This window comes from Aquisalimonas lutea (assembly GCF_030409225.1).
Taxonomy (GTDB): domain Bacteria; phylum Pseudomonadota; class Gammaproteobacteria; order Nitrococcales; family Aquisalimonadaceae; genus Aquisalimonas; species Aquisalimonas lutea.
Map to the genome: position 1 here is coordinate 461,836 of NZ_JAUFPK010000004.1, position 19,280 is coordinate 481,115.

A 19,280-nucleotide genomic window follows, 5' to 3' on the forward strand; every position below is an offset into this window, starting at 1 on the left:
TGCTACCAGCCGATGGTCTCGGGCAGCCAGGTGGCCATGCCCGGAAACAGGAACAGCAGACCCAGCGCAACCGCCTGCAGGGCGATGAATGGTATCACCCCGACGTAGATATCCCGTGTCGTAATGCCCGGCGGGGCGACCCCCTTGAGGAAGAACAGCGCCCAGCCGAAGGGCGGCGTCAGGAACGACGCCTGCAGGTTCATGGCCACGAGAATGCCCAGCCAGACCATGTCGACGCCGGCCTGCTGGAACAGGGGCAGGAACATGGGCAGGGCGATGTAGGAGATCTCGATCCACTCCAGGAAGAAGCCGAGCACGAACAGCAGCAGCATCAGGAACAGCAGCTCCGCCGTGAGCCCGCCGGGGATCATCGCGAACAGCCCCTCCACCAGGCCCTCGCCGCCGAGCCCGCGAAACGCCAGGGCGAACGGCTGGGCGCAGATGAGGATGAAGAACACCATGGCCGTAATGCGCACGGTGCCGCCCAGGGTGTCGTTGAGAACCCCGAGGCTGAAGCGCCGGCTGATCACCGCAATGACCAGGCTGCCGGCCGCCCCCATAGAGGCGGCCTCCGTCGGTGCGGCGATGCCGCCGATGATGGAGCCGAGCACGGCGAACACCAGGCCCAGGGTCGGCACCACGGAGCGCACCACCCGCCGCCACAGATCCCTCCCGGCCAGGGCGTCCCGCTCTTGCCGGGGAATCGCGGGGGCGACCTCGGGTTGCCACCATCCCAGGCCGATGAGATAGAGGGCGTAGACGCCGGCGAGCGCCAGGCCCGGCAGCATGGCGGCGGCGAACAGGCTGCCCACGGACTCGCCGAGAATGTCCGCCAGCAGGAGCAGGACCAGGCTCGGTGGCAGGATCTGGCCCAGCGTGCCCGAGGCGCAGATGGTCCCGCACGCCAGGGACTTGCTGTAGCCGCGGCGCATCAGCACGGGCAGTGTCAGCAGGCCCACGGTGACGACGGTGGCGCCGACGATCCCGGTAGCCGCGCCCATCAGCACCCCGACCAGCACGATGGCGATGCCCATGCCGCCGCGCAGCCCGCCCATGGCGTGGCCGAGGGTCTCCAGCATCTCGTCGGCGATGCGGGACTTCTCCAGCATCACCCCCATGAACACGAACAGCGGAATGGCCATGAGGGTGTAGTTGGTCACCACCCCGTAGACCCGCGAGGGCAGCAGGCCGAACAACACGTCCCCCAGGCCCAGGTAGCCGAACACCAGACCGGAGGTGGCCAGGGCGATGCCGACCGGGATGCCGATGAAGATCATGCCCATGAACCCGGCCAGCATCAGGACCGCAAGGACTTCATTCGCCATGGGAAGGCGCTCCGTCACGGTGCGGGCCGCGGACGCAGCTGCGCGGATCGCGCAGCTCCCGCACGGCCCGGACGGCGCCGGCGGCGCCCTGGACGGCCAGGAGCGCGAAGCCGACCGGCAGGAATGCCTTGAGCACGTAGCGGTACGGCAGCCCGCTGGGGTTGGCCGAGCCCTCGCCGAGGCTGAACGAGCGCTCGACGAAGGGCACCGCCAGGCTGGCCAGGTACAGCGCAATGGCGACGGTCAGGACGCAGGTGACGAGCTCGATGATTCCCTGCAGCCGCCGCGGCATGCGCTCGTAGAACACGTCCACGCGCACGTGCTCGCCGTTGTGGAGGCCATAGGCCATGCCCAGCATGGCGATGGGCGGGACCAGGTGCCACTGGAGCTCCTGCATGGCGACCGTGCCCATGCTGAGTCCGTAGCGCAGGGCCACGTTGGTGGTCACCACGACAACGATGGCCATGGCACTGATCTTGGCACCCCAGCCGGCCAGCTCCAGCAGCCGGTCCGCCCCGCGTTCCACCGCCGTCAGCATGGGCTCTCCCCTTGTTCGCACCGTTCAGATGGAGGCGCTCAGCGACCCGTTGACGAGCCGCTGGACCGGACCCTCGCTCAGCGCCGCCCACGAGGCATGCTTCTTCCGGAACGCGAAGAAGGCCTCGTGGATCCGCCGCGCCTGCTCGTCCTGGCTGGCGAAGTCCGACAGGACGTCGAACGTGGCCTCCTGCAGCCGCTCGACCACCGGCCCGGGCAGCGTGTCGGCGATGACGCCGTGATTGTCCACCAGGTCCGTGAGGGCGTCGGAGTTGTTGGCCTCGCACCAGGTATGGCTCTCGAGATTGCAGGCCATGGCGGCGGTACGGACGATGGCCTGCAGGTCCTCGGGCAGCGACTCCCAGGCGTCCTTGTTGATGAGAAGCTCGGTGACGTTGTTCGGCTCGGCCCAGCCGGTGGTGTAGTAGTACTTGGCCGCCTGGTGGAGGCCCAGCCGCCGGTCCTGGTAAGGGCCCACGAACTCCGCGGCGTCGATGACGCCGCGTTCCAGCGCCGGGAAGATCTCGCCGCCGGGCAGGACCTGGGTGTTGACGCCCAGCCGGGAATAGACGTCGGCCGCCAGTCCCGGGATCCGCATGTTCAGGCCGTCCAGGTCGGCGACGGACTCGATGGGCTCGCGGAACCAGCCGGTCATCTGGACGCCAGTATTGCCCATGGGGAACGGCACCGCGTTGAAGCCGGCGTAGAGCTCGTGCCAGAGCTCCAGCCCGCCGCCGTGGTAGATCCAGGCGTTCTGCCCCTGGAAGTTCATGCCGAAGGGCACCGTGGTGAAGTACTGGGCGGCCGGTGCCTGCCCGGTCCAGAAGTAGGCGTTGGCGGCGTTCATCTCCACCGTCCCGGAAGTCACGGCATCAAAGCCCTCCATCGCCGGCACCAGCTCGCCGGCGGCGAAGTGCTCGATCTGCAGCCGGCCGCCGGACATCGCCGCGACCTTGCGGCAGAAGTCCTCGGGGCTCCCCGGCCCGGTAACATAGAACGGCGACTCGGGCGGATACGCGTTGGTCATCCGCCACGTGAAGGTTCGGTCCGACTGCGCCTTGAGAAGGGCCGGGGCACCGACAATGGCCCCGCCGGCGGCTCCGGCGCCCGTTTTCAGGAAATCGCGACGCTTCATGGACATGGGGTCTACCTCGCTGTTGGTTGCCTCGCCGCGGTGTGCGGCGTTTGCACCCGTCCCTGCGCAATCGCCGTGCCAGATCGCGCTGCAGCCGAAAAAATACCGCCGGAACAGGATGGTACGTTCCCCGCCAGGCGTATCCGCGGACGGCCGATGACGGTGCGGCGCGCACCGTCCCGGTGCGCTGCCGCGACCCCGCCGGCTTACATCCGGTCCCCCGCAAGGCCGTACGATGCCGTTTGTCAGGCGATGACACCTGTCCTGGCAGCGTTCTTGCTCGCAATTGCCCGGGTCTGCCACCGGAAGACGGGCAGGCACCGTTTCGGACGGACCGCCCCATGGCGATACACCGGGAGGCAGGCGATGGAGAACGTGGACGAGGCGATCCTGAAGCTACTGGTGGACGACAGCCGCCTGTCGTTCGCCGAGATCGGCCGGCGGGTGGGCATTTCGCGGGCCTATGCCCGCGAGCGGGTGCGGCACCTGGTGGATGAAGGGATCATCGAGAAGTTCACCGCGGTGGTCGATCCCGCCAAGCTGGGGCGCAGCGTCTCGGCGTTCCTGGACGTCCGCGTCAGCCCCTCGCACATCGACGCCTGCTGCGAGGAGCTCGCCGGGACCCCCGAGGTGGTCAGCCTCTATCTCATGAGCGACCTGCAGAGCCTGCACATTCATACCCTGACCGACACCGAGGCCCATCTGGATGCTTTCGTGCGCGAGCACTTCTTCTCCCGGGACGGCATCCTCGGCATCGACTGCAAGATGCTGCTGCGGCGTATCAAGAACCGGCGCGGCGGGCCGCGGCTGTGACACGCCGGCGCCGCCCCGGAACTTCCGCGTGCGCGCGCACTCTCAAGTGGCGAAAGGGTTCGCCCTGCACGCCTGTAGACGCTAGACTGAGGGCACTTCGCCGGACGCGGTCGCCCGGCGCATTCATCATCGAAGGAGGCGCAAGGTAAATGACGAGCCAGGAGCGTGTCATCAGTTCCGCGGGTGCGCGGAGTATCGAGACCAACAAGGTCATCCGCAACACCTACACCCTGCTTTCCCTGACGCTGGCGTTCAGCGCGGTGATGGCGGGCGTGGCCATGATCACCAATGCGCCGCCCATGCACTGGCTGCTCGTGCTCGGCGGCTACTTCGGCCTGCTGTTCCTGACCAACTACCTGCGCAACAGCGTCTGGGGCCTGGCGTCGGTGTTCGCGCTGACCGGCTTCATGGGCTTCACCCTGGGACCGATCATCGGCTACTACCTGACGGCGGTGAGCAACGGGCCGCAGATCGTGCTCACGGCCTTCGGCGGCACCGCCGCCATCTTCCTGGGCCTGTCGGCCTACGCCCTGACCACGCGCAAGGATTTCTCCTTCATGGGGGGCTTCCTGTTCGCGGGCATCCTGGTGGGCTTTCTCGCCGGCCTGGGGGCGATGGTCTTCCAGCTGCCGGGCATGATGCTGGGCGTGAGCGCCCTGTTCGTGCTGCTCATGTCCGCGTTCATCCTCTACCAGACCAGCGCGCTGGTCCACGGCGGCGAGACCAACTACATCATGGCCACGGTGGGCCTGTACATCGCCATCTACAACCTGTTCACCAGCCTGCTGCACCTGCTCATGGCCTTCAGCGGCAACGAGTAGGCGGCACACCGGGGTTCCGGCGGCCTCACGACGGGGCCGCCGGCTCATTCCGGCGGTGACGTCCCCTCGCCCGCCTCCCGCGGCGCCCAGGCCATTGCCTCGCCCGTGCCGCGGAACCAGCCCAGCCGCTGGCGAAGACGCACCACCTCGCCGACGATCAGCAGTGTCGGCGCCTGGATGCGCGCCTGATCCACCTTCTCCGGCAACGTCTCCAGCGCGTCCACCAGCACCGCCTGCGCCCGGGTCGTGCCCTGCTGGATCAGCGCCGCCGGCATGTCCGGGCGCATGCCCTCCGCGATCAGGCCCCGGCGGATATCCGGAAGGCTGTGCAGCCCCATGTAGAACACCAGCGTCTGCCCGTCCCGCACCAGGCCGCGGAAGTCCACGTCCAGCACGCCGTCCTTGCGGTGGCCGGTCACGAAGGCGCAGGACTGGGCATGGTCGCGGTGGGTCAGCGGGATGCCGGCATAGGCGGCGCAGCCGCTGGCCGCGGTAATTCCCGGGATGACGCGGAACGGAATGCCCGCGTCCATGAGGTGCTCGATCTCCTCGCCTCCTCGGCCGAAGATGAACGGGTCGCCGCCCTTGAGCCGGACGACGCGCCGTCCGGCGCCGGCGTGGCGCAGCAGGAGCTCGTTGATCTGGCCCTGGGGAACCGGATGGTCGCGGCGCTGCTTGCCGACGAAGATGCGCTCGCAGTGGACCGGGACATGGTCCAGCAACGATGCGGCGACCAGGCGGTCGTAGATGAGCACGTCGGCGCTTTCCAGGGCCCGCAGGCCCCGCAGGGTGATGAGATCCGCCGCCCCCGGCCCGGCGCCCACCAGGCTCACGCTGCCCACGCCCCGCGCCCGGGCCACGGGCAGGTCGACCTGCCCTTCCGGTTCCTGGAGCTCCGGGTCATCCACACCCGCGGCCGACCTGCGGCCGACGCCCCGGCCCGGGTCCGCTGCGGGCACGGCGTCACCGCGTTCCGGCTGCTCCGGCACCCAGGCCGGTACCCGGTGCCGCCGGGCGTGGCGCAGGGCTGCCTCCGCGTCCGCTGCGTCCGGGTCCAGGACGACCAGGAGAGCACTGTCACGCACGGCCGTCTCCAGGTCCGGGTCCGCGGCGACAGCTTCGACGCCGGCCGGCAGGGGCTGCCCCCAGCCGGCCAGTGCCTCCTGCGGGACGTCCAGCGCCTCCAGCAGCCGCGCCGCCTCGGGGTGATCGCCCAGGACCAGCACCCGGCGTCCGACCCGATCCAGGCGCAGGACCATGGTGTCTGCCATTCCGTTGAACCTCCGTCACGGCTTCTGCCGAGTGAGCGTAGGGGTTGATGAATATTTACAAAAAGACGCGTTTCCTTTACTTATATGCTACGTCGTTATAAGCAACGGTGCGCTCCATGAAGCTGAACCAGCTACGCTACATCTGCGAGGTCGCCCGCCGCGATCTCAATGTCTCGGCGGCGGCCGAGGCGCTCTATACCTCCCAGCCGGGGGTCAGCAAGCAGATCCGGATGCTGGAGGACGAGCTCGGCGTCCAGATCTTCGAGCGCAGCGGCAAGCACCTGACCCAGGTCACGCCGGCAGGCAAGGAGATCCTCCAGGCCGCCCTGCGCGTGCTCGGCGACGTGGACAACATCCGCGCCATCGCCGACGAGCACCTGGACGAGGCCCGCGGCAGCCTGTCCATCGCCACCACGCACACCCAGGCGCGCCATGCCCTGCCCCCGGTGGTCACGGCGTTCCGGGAGCGCTACCCGAACGTCAGCCTGCACATGCACCAGGGCACGCCCATGCAGATCGCCGAGCTGGCGGCCCACGGCGGCGTGGACTTCGCCATCGCCACCGAGGCCATCGATCTGTTCGAGGACCTGGTCATGATGCCCTGCTACCGGTGGAACCGCAGCGTCATCGTCCCGGATGACCATCCCCTGCTGGACGAGGATCCGCTGACCCTGGAGACCCTCTCCGAGTATCCGCTGGTCACGTACGTGTTCGGCTTCACCGGGCGCTCCAAGCTCGACAAGGCCTACCGCCAGCACGGCCTGGAACCCACCGTGGTGTTCACGGCCACCGACTCCGAGGTCATCAAGACCTACGTCCGCCTGGGGCTGGGCGTCGGCATCGTGGCGAGCATGGCCTACGAGCCCGACCGCGACACCGGCCTGAAGGCCATCCCCGCCGGCCACCTGTTCGAGTCCAGCGTCACGAACATCGGCTTCCGTCGCGGCACGTACTTGCGCAGCTACATGTACGAGTTCATCCGCCTGTTCGCCCCGCACCTCACCAGGGAGGTCGTCGACCGGGCCATGGCCGTGCGCACCCAGGAGGAGCGCGATGCCCTGTTCCGGGAGCTGGCGCCGGTTCTCGCCGAGCATTGACGGCCCGCGCCGTCAGCCGATGATCCAGTCCCTGCCGCCCAGGTAGGGGCGCAGCGCCTCCGGGGTGCGCACGCGCCCGTCCGCCTCCTGGTAGTTCTCCAGGATGGCGACCAGGCAGCGCCCCACCGCCAGGCCCGAGCCGTTGAGGCTGTGCACCGGCTCCGGCTTGCCCGTTTCCGGATTGCGCCAGCGCGCCTGCATGCGCCGGGCCTGGAAGGCCTCGAAGTTGCTGCAGGAGGAGATCTCCCGGTAGCGCTCCTGTCCCGGCAGCCAGACCTCGAGATCGTAGGTGCGCGCCGCGGAGAACCCCATGTCGCCGCCGCACAGGAGCACGACGCGATACGGCAGCTCCAGGGCCCGGAGGATGGCCTCGGCGTCCGCGGTGAGCTGCTCCAGCGCAGCGTTGGAGTCAGCGGGCGGCACGATCTGCACCAGCTCCACCTTCTCGAACTGGTGCTGGCGGATCATGCCGCGGGTGTCCTTGCCGTAGTTGCCCGCCTCGGCCCGGAAGCAGGGGCTGTGGCAGACGAACCGCAGTGGCAGCTGCTCCGCCTCGATGATCCGTTCCCGCACCAGGTTGGTTACCGGCACCTCGGCGGTGGGGATGAGGTAGTAATCCTGCTCGCCGGCCAGGGCGAACAGGTCGTCGCCGAACTTGGGCAGCTGCCCGGTGCCGCGCAGGGCATCCGCATTCACGATGTAGGGGACGTTGACCTCCTCGTAGCCCCGTTCCCCCTGGCGGTCCAGCATGAACTGGATCAGCGCCCGGTGCAGCCGCGCCACCATCCCGCGCATGACCGCGAAGCGGGAGCCGGTGATGGCCGCCGCGGTCTCGAAGTCCAGCAGGCCGTCCGGGACGCCGAGGTCGACGTGATCGCGGGCGCGGAAATCGAACCGCGGCGGCTCCCCCCAGCGGCGGATCTCCCGGTTGGCGTCCTCGTCCTCGCCCTCCGGCACGTCCTCCTGGGGGATGTTGGGCATGTCCATGTGCAGCGCGTCGAGCTCCGCCTGGACGGCGCTCAGCTCGTCCTGCGCCGCATCCAGGCGCGTGCCGAGATCGGAGACCTGGTCGAGCAGCGGCTGGATGTCCTCGCCCCGGGCCTTGGCCTGGCCGATGGACCTGGAGCTGCGGTTGCGCTCGTTCTGCAGCTCCTGCACGCGCATCTGCAGCTCGCGCCGCTGCTCCTCCAGCCGGCGGTAGCGCTCGACATCCAGGGTGTAGCCCCGGCGCGCCAGCGCGACGGCCACGCCCTCGGGGTCATTGCGGAGTTCGCGGGGATCCAGCATGTCCGGTCCGATCCTCGTGCTGTGCCTTCAGGGGTGCGCATTGTACCGGGACGGGCCGGGAATGCGTAGGCGGGGAGAACCCACCGTAGGAGCGGCGTGAGCCACGACCGTTGCAGAGCGTTATTTCCGGCCACCGTCGGGGCTGAAGCCCCTCCCACAAAAGGCCCCGGGTCCGGCGAGAGGTTGTAGGAGCGGCTTCAGCCCCGACCTGGCTGTGAATCGGGTCTCTGGAAAGTCGCGACTGAAGTCGCTCCTACCGCGCAATCATTTCTTCCTCCTGCGCCACCGGGACTCCGCATCCTTCTGCCGCAGCCGCTCCATGCGGTCCCGGATCCTGTCCTCCAGGCCACGGGACAGGGGCTGGTAGAAGCGCTGCGGCGCCATGGCCTCCGGGAAGTAGTCCTCGCCCGCTGCGTAGCCGTCGGGCTCGTCGTGGGCGTAGCGGTACTCCTCGCCGTAGCCGAGCTCCTTCATCAGGCGGCTGGCGGCATTGCGCAAGTGCAGGGGAACCTCCAGGGAGCCGTGCTCCCGCGCCGCCTCCATGGCCTGGTTGAAGGCGCTGTAGACGGCGTTGCTCTTGGGCACGCTGGCCAGGTACACGATGGCGTGGGCGATGGCCAGCTCGCCTTCGGGGCTACCCAGCCGCTCCTGGGCATCCCAGGCGTTCAGGGCCATCTGCAGGCTCCGCGGCTCGGCGTTGCCGATGTCCTCCGAGGCCATGCGCACCACCCGCCGCGCCACGTACAGGGGATCGCAGCCGCCGTCGAGCATGCGGCAGTACCAGTACAACGCGGCATTGGGGTCGGAGCCGCGCACCGCCTTGTGCAGCGCGGAGATCTGGTCGTAGAACGCATCGCCGCCCTTGTCGAAGCGGCGCAGGCCGGCCGCGGAGGCCTCCTGCAGCACGGCGCGGTCGATGACGCCGGAATCCGCCAGGTCGGCGGCGATCTCCAGCAGGGTCAGCCCGCGCCGGGCATCACCGTCGGCGAGATCCACGAGCTGCTCCAGGGCATCCGGCTCCAGCCGCAGCTGCCGGTCGCCCAGGCCGCGCTCCGGATCGGTGAGCGCCGATTGCAGCAGCGCGCGCAGGGCGTCGGCCGTCAGCGCGCGCAGGACATAGGTGCGCACCCGCGAGAGCAGCGCGTTGTTGAGCTCGAAGGACGGGTTCTCGGTGGTCGCGCCGATGAACACCAGGGTGCCGTCCTCGACGAACGGCAGGAAGGCGTCCTGCTGGCCCTTGTTGAACCGGTGCGCCTCGTCCACGAACAGCACCGTGGGCCGGCCCTGCTCGCGCAGCGTGCGGGCCTCGTCCACCGCCGCGCGGATGTCCTTGACGCCGCTCATCACCGCCGACAGCGTGATGAAGCGCGCGCCGCTGGCATCGGCAATCAGCCGGGCCAGCGTGGTCTTGCCCGTACCGGGCGGGCCCCAGAGCACCATGGAGTGCGGGTGCCCGGCCTCGACGCTGCGCCGCAGCGCCTTGCCCGGGGCCAGCAGGTGCTCCTGGCCCGCGAACTCGTCCAGTGACCGGGGCCGCATGCGGTCGGCCAGGGGGCGTACCGGGGCGTCAGCGGTCAAGGTCCGCTCCGTTCTGCTCGATTACATCCGTATCCGCGTCCGGCTCGAAACGGAACCGGTCCGCCGCGAACTCGACCCCCGTACGCAGGTCACGCAGCGTCAGGCGGGTCTCCTGGCCGAGCCCGTCGCGCACGACGATCTCCTCGGGCAGGCCGTCGCCCATGCGCAGCCGCGCCTCGGTGAGATTCCAGCCTTCGTCCCGCGGTGTCAGAACCAGCCAGTCGCCGTCCGTGTCCATGCGGAACTGCTCCTCCAGGGTATCCAGGCGACCGCTGAGCAGCAGGGCCGCCCCGGTTCCCAGGGTTTCCTCCAGCGGCTGCACCGTCACCTGCTGCAGGCCCGGATCATGAATCCACAGGTACTCGCCGTCGGCCACGATGCGCTGCTCGAAGGGCTCCCGGTAGAACCAGTCGAAGCGGTCCGGGCGCTGAATGGCCAGGGTTCCCCGGCTCTCCTCCAGGACCTGGCCGTCCTCGTCGCGCACCACCTGGGTAAAGCGGCCCTCGACGGTCTCGACTTCGGCGAAGTACCGCTCGAGGGCGGCGCGGGGGGTTGCCTCGCCCGGGACGGCCGCGGCGGGCACGAGAAGGAATACGCAGGCGAGCAGAACAGTCCGGATCATGGTCTCTCCCAGGGATTCGGTAACGGGGCGGGCGGCAACGACCGCTCCTTCGCAGTCGACCTCCCCGGCGCGCGGGGGTTCCGGGACGGCTCAGTCACGGGGCGGCGGCGGAGCCAGCACTTCCCGGGCGCCGTTGGACTGCAGCGGCCCGACGACGCCGCTGTTCTCCATTTCTTCCACCAGGCGCGCCGCCCGGTTGTAGCCGATTTTGAGGCGCCGCTGAACCCCCGAGATGGAAGCCCGGCGGGTCTCCGTGACCACCTGGACGGCCTGATCGTAGAGCGGATCCTGCTCGCCGTCGCCGCCGCCGTCCTCGCCGGGCACGCCCGGGATCGGCGTGGTGCCGGAGGTCTCCTCCAGGATCCCGTCCACATACTCGGGCTCGCCCAGCGAGCGCAGGTGATTGACCACGCGATGGACATCGTTGTCGGAGACGAACGCGCCGTGGACGCGGGTGGGCATGCTGCTGCCGGAAGCCAGGTAGAGCATGTCGCCATGGCCCAGCAGGGCCTCGGCGCCCATCTGGTCCAGGATGGTGCGGGAGTCCACCCGGGAGGAGACCTGGAACGCCATGCGCGTGGGGATATTGGCCTTGATCAGCCCGGTGATCACGTCCACGGACGGGCGCTGCGTGGCCAGGATCAGGTGCAGCCCGGCCGCGCGCGCCTTCTGGGCAAGGCGCGCGATGAGCTCCTCGACCTTCTTGCCCACCATCATCATCATGTCGGCGAACTCGTCCACCACCACGACGATGAACGGCAGCGGCTCCAGCTCCGGCGCTTCGGCCTGCGGGTCCTCCTCGGGCGCTTTCCACAGCGGGTCGCGCAACGGCTCGCCGTTGTCCGCGGCTTCCCGGACCTTGCGGTTGTAGCCGGTGATGTTGCGTACCCCGAGGGCCGCCATCAGGCGGTAGCGGCGCTCCATCTCGCCTACGCACCAGCGCAGCGCGTTGGCCGCCTCCTTCATGTCCGTGACCACCGGCGCCAGCAGATGCGGGATGCCGTCATAGATGGACAGCTCCAGCATCTTCGGATCCACCATGATCAGCCGCACGTCTTCCGGCCGGTTCTTGTACAGCAGGCTCAGGATCATGCCGTTGACGCCCACCGACTTGCCGGAGCCGGTGGTGCCGGCCACCAGCAGGTGCGGCATCTTGCCCAGATCCACCACCACCGGCTCGCCGCCGATGTCCTTGCCCAGCGCCATGGACAGGGGCGACTGCGCCTTCTCCCAGACCTCCGCGCGCACGATCTCGCTGAACGCGATCACCTGGCGGTGCTCGTTGGGGATCTCCAGGCCCACCACGGACTTGCCGGGGATGACCTCCACCACCCGCACGCTGACCACCGACAGCGCCCGGGCAAGATCCTTGGCCAGGTTACTGATCTGGCTGACTTTCACACCCGCCGCCGGCTGCGCCTCGAAGCGCGTGATCACCGGCCCGGGGTGGACGGCGACCACCTCCACCTCGACGCCGAAGTCGGCCAGCTTCTTCTCCAGCTGGCGGGACATGGCCTCCAGGGACTCCTTGGAGTAGCCGCCCTTGTGCTCCGGCGGCTGATCCAGCAGCGACACCGGCGGCAGCCCGTCGCCGGTGGGCTCGGCATGGAACAGCGGCATCTGCTTTTCCCGGTCCGCCTTCTTGCCGGGCTTGGGCGCGGGCTTGCTGGGCTCGATCTGCGGCGTCTTGCGCGTCCTGTTCTTCTCCTTCTCCCGGGTGACCACCGCCCGGCGCGCCTTGCGCGCCCGGCGTCCCGCCCAGCCATCCCGGACCCAGGTTACCGCGCGCCCGGCGGCGCGCCCGGCCGCCAGGCACAGCTGCCCGATCAGGTCCATGAGGCTGAGCCACGACAGGCCCGTGAACAGCGTGACGCTGGCCAGGAACACCGCCAGCAGCAGCAGCGTCGCCCCCAGGAAGCTGAACGCAGGCTCCAGGGCCGTGCCGATGACGTCGCCCAGGATGCCGCCGGAGTGCAGCGGCACGGTCTGGGGGACCGCCTCCACGTGCAGCGTGGCCAGGCCGGCCCCGGAGGCGAGCGTGAAAACGAAGCCGACAAAGCGCAGGCCGAACACGCCCCAGTGAAAGGCACCGTCGCGCCGCTGCCAGCGCCAGGCCAGCCAGCCGGAGAACGCGATCATCACCGGGAACAGGAAGGCCAGATAGCCGAACAGATACAGGAACAGGTCGGCGAGCCAGGCCCCGACCACGCCGCCGGCGTTGTCCACCGGACCGCCGCTGCCGCTGAAGCTCCAGCCCGGATCGTTGGGGTGATAGGTCACCAGCGCGACCACCATGTAGATGGCCACCGCCAGCAGCAGGAACAGCGACGCCTCCCGCAGGCCCCGGCCTACGTGATGACCCAGCGGTGAAGGAAGCTTGCTCTCTTGTGAGGAACCGGAACCTGCCACGGCGAATCGGCCTGCCTGTTATGTGCATCCATGACGACGACCGGCGAACGGCATGGTCGCCCGGGGTTCAAATGATCACGTACGACATGAAATGTCGACGACAACTTACTATATCAGAAAAGGTTTGCAACGGGTCCGCCGTCCTGTGCCGTCGTTCTTCCCTGCCCTGCGACTCCGCTGCACAGTGTACCGGATCACGGCGGGCCTGACTGCCTGTCGCCATCCGCCGACCGCTGCGCTCGACACCGGCTCCCGGCGCGCCCTACCATCCCCGCATGGACGCAGCCGTGGTCACCGACCTGAACACCCTCTCCCCCGCGGAATGGAACGCCCTGCCCGAGACGGACAATCCGTTCCTGCGTCACGAGTTCCTCGCCGGCCTGGAGGCCGAAGGCTGCGTCAGCCCGGAGCTCGGCTGGCAGCCCTATCACCTGGTATTCCGGGATGACCGGGGCATCGCCGCCGCCATGCCGGGCTACCTCAAGGGCCATTCCTGGGGGGAGTTCGTATTCGACTGGGCCTGGGCGGATGCCTACGAGCGCAACGGCCTCGCCTACTACCCCAAGCTCGTCCACGCGGTGCCCTATACGCCCGCGACCGGGCCCCGCGTCCTCGTGCGCCCCGATGTTGCCCGGACCCGGGCGATCGCCGCCGCGGTGGCCGCCTCCAGGGAGCTGGTCGCGCGCCAGGGGCTGTCCTCGGCCCACTGGCTGTTCCCCGAGCCGGAGGAGGCCGAGGCCCTGGCCGCGGAGGACCTGCTGTGCCGGACGGGGTGCCAGTTCCACTGGCACAACGATCCCGGCTACCGCGACTTCGAGGATTTCCTCGACCGGCTGACGTCGAAGCGGCGCAAGAGCATCCGCCGCGAGCGCCGGCAGGTCCGCGACGCCGGCGTCGAGCTTCATGTCCGCCCGGGCCAGAGCATCCCCGCGGAGGACTGGCGCGTCTTTCACCAGCTCTACACACAAACCTTTGAGGAACATGGTAATCTGCCCGTGCTGACACCCGGGTTCTTCAGCCATTGCGGGCGAACCCTCGGCGATCGCGTCATCATGGTGCAGGCACGCAGGCAAGGGGCGCTCATCGCCGGCGCGCTGCTGTTCCGCAGCGGCGATGCGCTATTCGGCCGCTACTGGGGCAGCTTCGAGGCCATCCCGGGCCTGCATTTCGAGACCTGCTACTACCAGGGCATCGCGTACTGTATCGATCAGGGAATCCAGCGATTCGAACCCGGTGCCCAGGGCGAGCACAAGATCAGCCGGGGTTTCCTGCCCACGGCGACCCACTCCCGCCACTGGATCGCCGACGGCCGCTTCCGCGCCGCGATCGCCGATTTCCTGGGGCGGGAAACGCCCATGGTGGAACGCTATATTCAGGACATGGGGCGCCACAGCCCCTACAAGACGGATCCATGAAGCGCGTCCAGCGCGCTCCGAGGTAACGAGGCATGCAACGCCGGATTCACTGGCTGGACGACCGCGATGAAACCCTCTTTCCACCGCCGGAACAGGCGCTGACGCAGCCCAACGGCCTGGTCGCCATCGGCGGTACGCTGTCGGAGCGGCGGCTGCTTGCCGCCTACCGGCGCGGCATCTTCCCGTGGTACGAGGAGGACCAGCCCGTCCTCTGGTGGTCCCCCGACCCCCGCGGGGTCCTGTTTCCGGCGTCGCTCCGGGTGCCCCGCAGCCTGCGCAAGCGGATCCGCAACAGCGGCTTCCACGTCACCATGGACACGGCGTTCGAGGACGTCATCACCGCGTGCGCCGCCCCTCGCGGGCGCGAGGCCGGCACCTGGATCACCAAGGACATGCACGACGCCTACTGCCACCTGCACGACCGCGGGCTCGCGCACTCGGTGGAGATCCGGCATCACTTCCGGCTCGTGGGCGGCCTGTACGGCGTCTCCCTGGGGCGGGCCTTTTTCGGCGAGTCGATGTTCAGCCGTGAGCCGGACGCCTCCAAGATCGCCCTGGTCTACCTCACCCGCCAGCTCCAGCGGTGGGGGTTCCACTTTCTTGACTGCCAGATCCTGTCGCCGCACCTACAGGGCATGGGTGCCGAGGAGCGCCCGCGCAGCCGCTTTCTCGCCGATCTCGATGCGGCCCTGCAGGCCGCTGATCTCGCCGGCCCCTGGCAGTTCGATGCCGATTTTTCACCACTGGAGCCTTCGGCATGAACCAGGCAAGCGAGGCACGGCGTCTCTGGCTCTTCGCCACCGGCACCCACGAGTGCGCCTACCTGCCGGAGCGCACCGCGCGGACCCTGTTCGTCGATCCCCACACGCCCCTGCACAACGACGACTACAGTCAGCTGATCCGGCGCGGCATGCGGCGCAGCGGCCCGTATGTCTACACGCCGGGGTGCCCGGCCTGCACGGCGTGCCAGTCCCTGCGGATTCCCGTGCACGACTTCGCGCCCCGTCGGCGGCAGCGCCGCTGCTGGCGGCACAACACCGACCTGACCGTACGCATCCTGCCGCCGCGGTATCACGAGGAGCACTTCGCCCTGTACCGGCGCTACCTGCAGGCACGTCACCCGGGCGGAGGCATGGATGACCACGACCCGGACAGCTACATGGAGTTCCTGGCCGCCCCGTGGTCCGATACGCGCTTCGTGGAATGGCGCCTGGGGTCGGAGCTGCTGGCCGTGGCCGTCATCGACCGGGTGGCCGACGGGCTGTCCGCCGTGTACACCTTCTTCGACCCCGAGGCGAAACGTCGCGGCCTTGGTACCTACGCCATTTTGTGGCAGATTGATGCGGCTCGGCGGTGGGGCCTTGACTATCTGTACCTGGGATACTGGATCGCGGAGTGTTCCAGCATGCGCTACAAGGCCGACTTCCGGCCCTGCGAGGTCTACCGCGACGGCGACTGGCAGCCGCTGACGCAGACCCCGGAGTGACGCACGCCTGCCTGCAGGGCCTGGGTGGTATCCTTGCAGATTCGATCGGTCACCCCCATACACGGACACCCGAACCGGGTAAGCTACCCGCTGCCACAGAGCAACCGAATCCTGAAGGAGAGCATAACTGCATGGCGAAAGATGATCACATCAAGATGCAGGGGCGCGTCATCGACACCCTGCCGAACACCATGTTCCGCGTCGAGCTGGAGAACGGGCACGTGGTAACGGCCCACATTTCCGGCAAGATGCGCAAGCACTACATCCGCATTCTCACCGGCGACACGGTGACCGTGGAGCTCACTCCCTACGATCTCAGCAAGGGGCGGATCACCTACCGCGCCCGTTAGTCCCTCGACCTTCCGCCTGTTTCCGCCGCAGCGCAGCGAGCCGCTGGGCGCCCCCGTGGAGGGCGCCCAGCGGCGGCGTCAGTCGGTCACGGTCTCGCGGTCCCCGGCGCCTTCGAAGTCGAAGTCCAGCTCCTCGCCGTCGGCCCGGATAATGACCTCGCCGCCCCCGGACAGCCGGCCGAACAGCAGCTCCTCCGCCAGGGGCTTGCGGATCCGGTCCTGGATCAGGCGGCTCATGGGCCGGGCGCCCATCTGCGGGTCGTAGCCCCGCTCGGCCAGCCAGTCCCGCGCCGTCTCGTCCACGCGCAGGGTGACGTTCTTCTCGGCCAGCTGGGCCGCGAGCTCGTCCACGAACTTGTCCACGACCCGCCGGATGGTGTCGTTGTCCAGGGACTGGAACTGGATGATGGCATCCAGCCGGTTGCGGAACTCCGGTGTGAACGACTTGCGCACCGTCTCCAGGCCGTCCGTGGAGTGGTCCTGCGGCGTGAAGCCGATGGACCGGCGGCTCATCTCCTCGGCACCGGCGTTGGTGGTCATCACCAGGATGACATTGCGGAAGTCCGCGTGCCGGCCGTTGTTGTCGGTCAGCGTGCCGTGGTCCATGACCTGCAGGAGCAGGTTGAACACGTCCGGATGGGCCTTCTCGATCTCGTCGAGCAGGACCACGGAATACGGGTGCTTGATCACCTCCTCGGTGAGCAGTCCGCCCTGGTCATAGCCCACGTACCCCGGAGGCGCACCGATCAGCCGCGAGACCGTGTGCCGCTCCATGTACTCGGACATGTCGAAGCGGATCAGCTCCACGCCCAGCAACCGGGCCAGCTGCCGCGTGACCTCGGTCTTGCCGACCCCGGTGGGCCCGGCGAACAGGAATGAGCCCGTGGGCTTCTCCCCGGAGGCCAGGCCGGCACGGGACATCTTGATGGTCGAGGCCAGCGACGTGATGGCCTCCTCCTGGCCGAAGATGGCCGCCTTGAGGTCCGGCTCCAGGGTCTCCAGGACCTTCATGTCCGAGGTCGACACCCGCTTCGGCGGGATGCGGGCCATGCTGGAGACCACCTGCTCGATATCCAGCACACCGATGCTCTTCTTCTGCTTGGACGGCGGCATCAGCCGCAGCCGCGCACCGGCCTCGTCGATGACGTCGATGGCCTTGTCCGGCAGCCTCCGGTCGGTCATGTGCTTGCTGGACAGCTCCGCGGCCGAGCGCAGCGCCCGGTCGCTGTAGCGCACGCCGTGATGCTCCTCGAAGCGCGTCTTCAGCCCGCGCAGGATGCGGAACGTATCCTCCACCGTGGGCTCGGTCACGTCGATCTTCTGGAAGCGGCGCGCCAGGGCGCGGTCCTTCTCGAAGATGCCCCGGTACTCCTGGTAGGTCGTCGACCCGATGCACTTGAGCTCACCGCTGGCCAGCATGGGCTTGAGCAGGTTGCTCGCGTCCATGACGCCGCCCGAGGCCGAGCCCGCGCCGATGACCGTGTGGATCTCGTCGATGAACAGCACCGCGCCCTGGGTCTTCTCCAGCTGCTTGAGCAGGCCCTTGAGCCGCTTCTCGAAGTCACCACGGTACTTGGTGCCGGCCACCAGCGCGCCCATGTCCAGCGAATAGATGGTGCTCTTCTTGAGCACGTCCGGCACCTGCCCGTCGACGATGAGCTTCGCCAGCCCCTCGGCGATGGCGGTCTTGCCGACCCCGGCCTCGCCCACGAACAGGGGGTTGTTCTTGCGCCGGCGGCACAGTACCTGCACCGTGCGGTCGATCTCCTGCCGGCGGCCGATCAGCGGGTCGATCCGCCCGCTGCGCGCCTTCTCGTTGAGGTTGGTGGCAAAACTCTCCAGAGGCGACTTGCTGCCGGATTCCACCGCGCCCTCTTCCTCGGCTTCGGAGCTGCCCGGGTCGTTGCTGCTGTGCTCCTGGTCCCCCGAGACCTTGGAGATACCGTGGGAGACGTAGTTGACCACGTCCAGGCGCGTAATGCTCTGCTTGTGCAGGAAATAGACGGACTGGGACTCCTGCTCGCTGAAGATCGCCACCAGCACGTTGGCGCCGGTGACTTCCTTGATGCCCGCCGACTGCACGTGCAGGATCGCCCGCTGCAGCACCCGCTGGAAGCCCAGCGTCGGCTGTGTCTCGCGGGAGTCGTTCGGCGGCAGCAGCGGCGTGGTCTCGTCCAGGAACGATTCCAGATCCTTCTTCAGCCCCTCGAGATTGGCACCGCAGGCCCGCAATACGTTGACCGCGGTGGGGTTGTCCGTGAGCGCCAGCAGCAGGTGCTCGACGGTGAGGAACTCATGCCGCTTTTCCCGCGCCTCCTTGAACGCGAGATTCAGAGTGAACTCAAGTTCTTTGCTCAGCATGGGTACTCACCTCTCATGATGCCTAAGCGAAAGCGCGCTCGCTGTTGTGGACTGGCGCCGGCCCCGCGGAGTTCCCCGGGCCCCGTCAGGCTTCCTCCATGGTACACAGGAGCGGGTGACTGTGTTCCCGGGCGTAGTCATTGACCTGCTCCACCTTGGTCTCGGCGACGTCCCGGCTGAACACGCCGCAGATCCCGCTGCCCTTGGTATGCACCTGCAGCATGACCTGCGTGGCCCGGGAGCGGTCCATGTTGAAGAATGTCTCCAGGACGTCCACCACGAACTCCATGGGCGTGTAGTCGTCGTTGAGCAGCACGACCCGGTACATGGGCGGCTGCTTGAGGCGCGGTTTCGCCTCCTCGACCGAGACCCCGTCATCACCCTGTTGATCACGACGCTCGTCATTCATGGTCTTGCCGTCTCGCATCGTCGCCGTGTTGATCCGTTCCGTTCCCGGGCCCTGCCGTCCCTGCGATCCACCCCCGCGGACGCGGTACGCTGCCGGGCCTTCCGGGGACAACCTGCCCGGGCACGGCTCGCCCGTACCCTCAGCTCCCATTTTACTAAGGTTCCCGAAAGGAATGCCACGTTCCGGCATCGAAGGCCGCCGCTCCAGCGGGCGGCGCGATCAGGTAACGAAGAGGCAGGCGAACCGCGCTCGTTCCCTTAACAATGAGGGTCAGCCGGCCCGGAATCAACCCGCCCGGCGGGCTCCCGCAGACGAAAAAGGCCCGGCCGTCGATGACGGCCGGGCCCGATCCGCTCAGCGTAAC

General features: G+C 68.4%; 17 protein-coding genes. 7 read left to right on the forward strand and 10 right to left on the reverse strand.

Features of this window, described 5'->3' with window-relative positions; translation table 11 throughout:
• Positions 1 to 2 precede the first annotated feature (2 nt).
• The 3 genes from QWY84_RS13300 to QWY84_RS13310 are packed head-to-tail and all read right to left on the reverse strand — an operon-like array spanning position 3 to position 3,003.
• Positions 3 to 1,325, reverse strand: a complete 1,323-nt coding sequence (locus QWY84_RS13300; protein ID WP_290203195.1) for a TRAP transporter large permease — start codon at positions 1,323 to 1,325, stop codon at positions 3 to 5.
• Entirely contained in the window at positions 1,315 to 1,863 is a 549-nt protein-coding gene (locus QWY84_RS13305; protein WP_290203196.1) for a TRAP transporter small permease subunit, read from the reverse strand. The genes QWY84_RS13300 and QWY84_RS13305 overlap by 11 nt, the downstream gene beginning before the upstream one ends.
• Before the next feature lie 24 nt (positions 1,864 to 1,887).
• Positions 1,888 to 3,003 (reverse strand): TRAP transporter substrate-binding protein, encoded by a 1,116-nt coding sequence (locus QWY84_RS13310; protein WP_290203197.1) that lies wholly within the window; start codon positions 3,001 to 3,003, stop codon positions 1,888 to 1,890.
• 360 nt (positions 3,004 to 3,363) lie between these two features.
• Between QWY84_RS13310 and QWY84_RS13315 the strand changes: the two genes are divergently transcribed.
• Complete coding sequence (locus QWY84_RS13315; RefSeq protein ID WP_290203198.1) at positions 3,364 to 3,810, forward strand: Lrp/AsnC family transcriptional regulator; 447 nt, start codon at positions 3,364 to 3,366, stop codon at positions 3,808 to 3,810.
• A 149-nt stretch (positions 3,811 to 3,959) separates the two neighbouring features.
• Positions 3,960 to 4,631: a Bax inhibitor-1/YccA family protein gene (locus QWY84_RS13320; protein WP_290203199.1), complete on the forward strand. Its 672-nt coding sequence runs from the start codon at positions 3,960 to 3,962 to the stop codon at positions 4,629 to 4,631.
• A 44-nt stretch (positions 4,632 to 4,675) separates the two neighbouring features.
• Here QWY84_RS13320 and cobA read toward each other — a convergent pair whose 3' ends face one another.
• Positions 4,676 to 5,902, reverse strand: a complete 1,227-nt coding sequence (gene cobA / locus QWY84_RS13325; RefSeq protein WP_290203200.1) for a uroporphyrinogen-III C-methyltransferase — start codon at positions 5,900 to 5,902, stop codon at positions 4,676 to 4,678.
• A 116-nt stretch (positions 5,903 to 6,018) separates the two neighbouring features.
• On the opposite strand from cobA, the gene cysB reads away from it, so the two are divergent.
• Positions 6,019 to 6,999, forward strand: coding sequence for an HTH-type transcriptional regulator CysB (cysB, locus tag QWY84_RS13330; RefSeq protein ID WP_290203201.1), 981 nt, complete (start codon positions 6,019 to 6,021; stop codon positions 6,997 to 6,999).
• 12 nt (positions 7,000 to 7,011) lie between these two features.
• Here cysB and serS read toward each other — a convergent pair whose 3' ends face one another.
• The 4 genes from serS to QWY84_RS13350 form a co-directional block, all read right to left on the reverse strand.
• Positions 7,012 to 8,286 (reverse strand): serine--tRNA ligase, encoded by a 1,275-nt coding sequence (gene serS, locus QWY84_RS13335; RefSeq protein ID WP_290203202.1) that lies wholly within the window; start codon positions 8,284 to 8,286, stop codon positions 7,012 to 7,014.
• Between the two features lie 264 nt (positions 8,287 to 8,550).
• A complete protein-coding gene (locus QWY84_RS13340; protein ID WP_353959896.1) occupies positions 8,551 to 9,825 on the reverse strand; it encodes a replication-associated recombination protein A in 1,275 nt (424 codons plus the stop codon).
• 28 nt (positions 9,826 to 9,853) lie between these two features.
• Positions 9,854 to 10,486 (reverse strand): outer membrane lipoprotein periplasmic chaperone LolA, encoded by a 633-nt coding sequence (gene lolA / locus QWY84_RS13345; RefSeq protein WP_290203204.1) that lies wholly within the window; start codon positions 10,484 to 10,486, stop codon positions 9,854 to 9,856.
• Between the two features lie 90 nt (positions 10,487 to 10,576).
• Positions 10,577 to 12,895: a DNA translocase FtsK gene (locus QWY84_RS13350; protein ID WP_290203205.1), complete on the reverse strand. Its 2,319-nt coding sequence runs from the start codon at positions 12,893 to 12,895 to the stop codon at positions 10,577 to 10,579.
• Between the two features lie 275 nt (positions 12,896 to 13,170).
• Here QWY84_RS13350 and QWY84_RS13355 point away from each other — a divergent pair, with 275 nt between their 5' ends.
• The 4 genes from QWY84_RS13355 to infA all read left to right on the forward strand — a co-directional run bounded on the left by QWY84_RS13355 (position 13,171) and on the right by infA (position 16,146).
• Positions 13,171 to 14,310 carry a GNAT family N-acetyltransferase gene (locus QWY84_RS13355; protein WP_290203206.1) on the forward strand — a complete coding sequence of 380 codons (1,140 nt, stop codon included), beginning with the start codon at positions 13,171 to 13,173 and terminating at the stop codon, positions 14,308 to 14,310.
• A gap of 32 nt (positions 14,311 to 14,342) precedes the next feature.
• Entirely contained in the window at positions 14,343 to 15,071 is a 729-nt protein-coding gene (gene aat / locus QWY84_RS13360; RefSeq protein ID WP_290203207.1) for a leucyl/phenylalanyl-tRNA--protein transferase, read from the forward strand.
• Positions 15,068 to 15,796, forward strand: a complete 729-nt coding sequence (locus QWY84_RS13365) for an arginyltransferase (RefSeq protein ID WP_290203208.1) — start codon at positions 15,068 to 15,070, stop codon at positions 15,794 to 15,796. The genes aat and QWY84_RS13365 overlap by 4 nt, the downstream gene beginning before the upstream one ends.
• 131 nt (positions 15,797 to 15,927) lie before the next feature.
• A complete protein-coding gene (gene infA, locus QWY84_RS13370; protein ID WP_290203209.1) occupies positions 15,928 to 16,146 on the forward strand; it encodes a translation initiation factor IF-1 in 219 nt (72 codons plus the stop codon).
• Between the two features lie 78 nt (positions 16,147 to 16,224).
• On the opposite strand, the gene clpA is transcribed toward infA, so the two are convergent.
• Together clpA and clpS are read right to left on the reverse strand one after the other, a co-directional pair.
• Complete coding sequence (gene clpA, locus QWY84_RS13375) at positions 16,225 to 18,507, reverse strand: ATP-dependent Clp protease ATP-binding subunit ClpA (RefSeq protein WP_290203210.1); 2,283 nt, start codon at positions 18,505 to 18,507, stop codon at positions 16,225 to 16,227.
• 85 nt (positions 18,508 to 18,592) lie between these two features.
• The gene (clpS, locus tag QWY84_RS13380; RefSeq protein ID WP_290203211.1) at positions 18,593 to 18,916 is read right to left on the reverse strand and encodes an ATP-dependent Clp protease adapter ClpS; all 324 of its coding nucleotides are present in this window, start codon (positions 18,914 to 18,916) and stop codon (positions 18,593 to 18,595) included.
• Positions 18,917 to 19,280 lie beyond the last annotated feature (364 nt).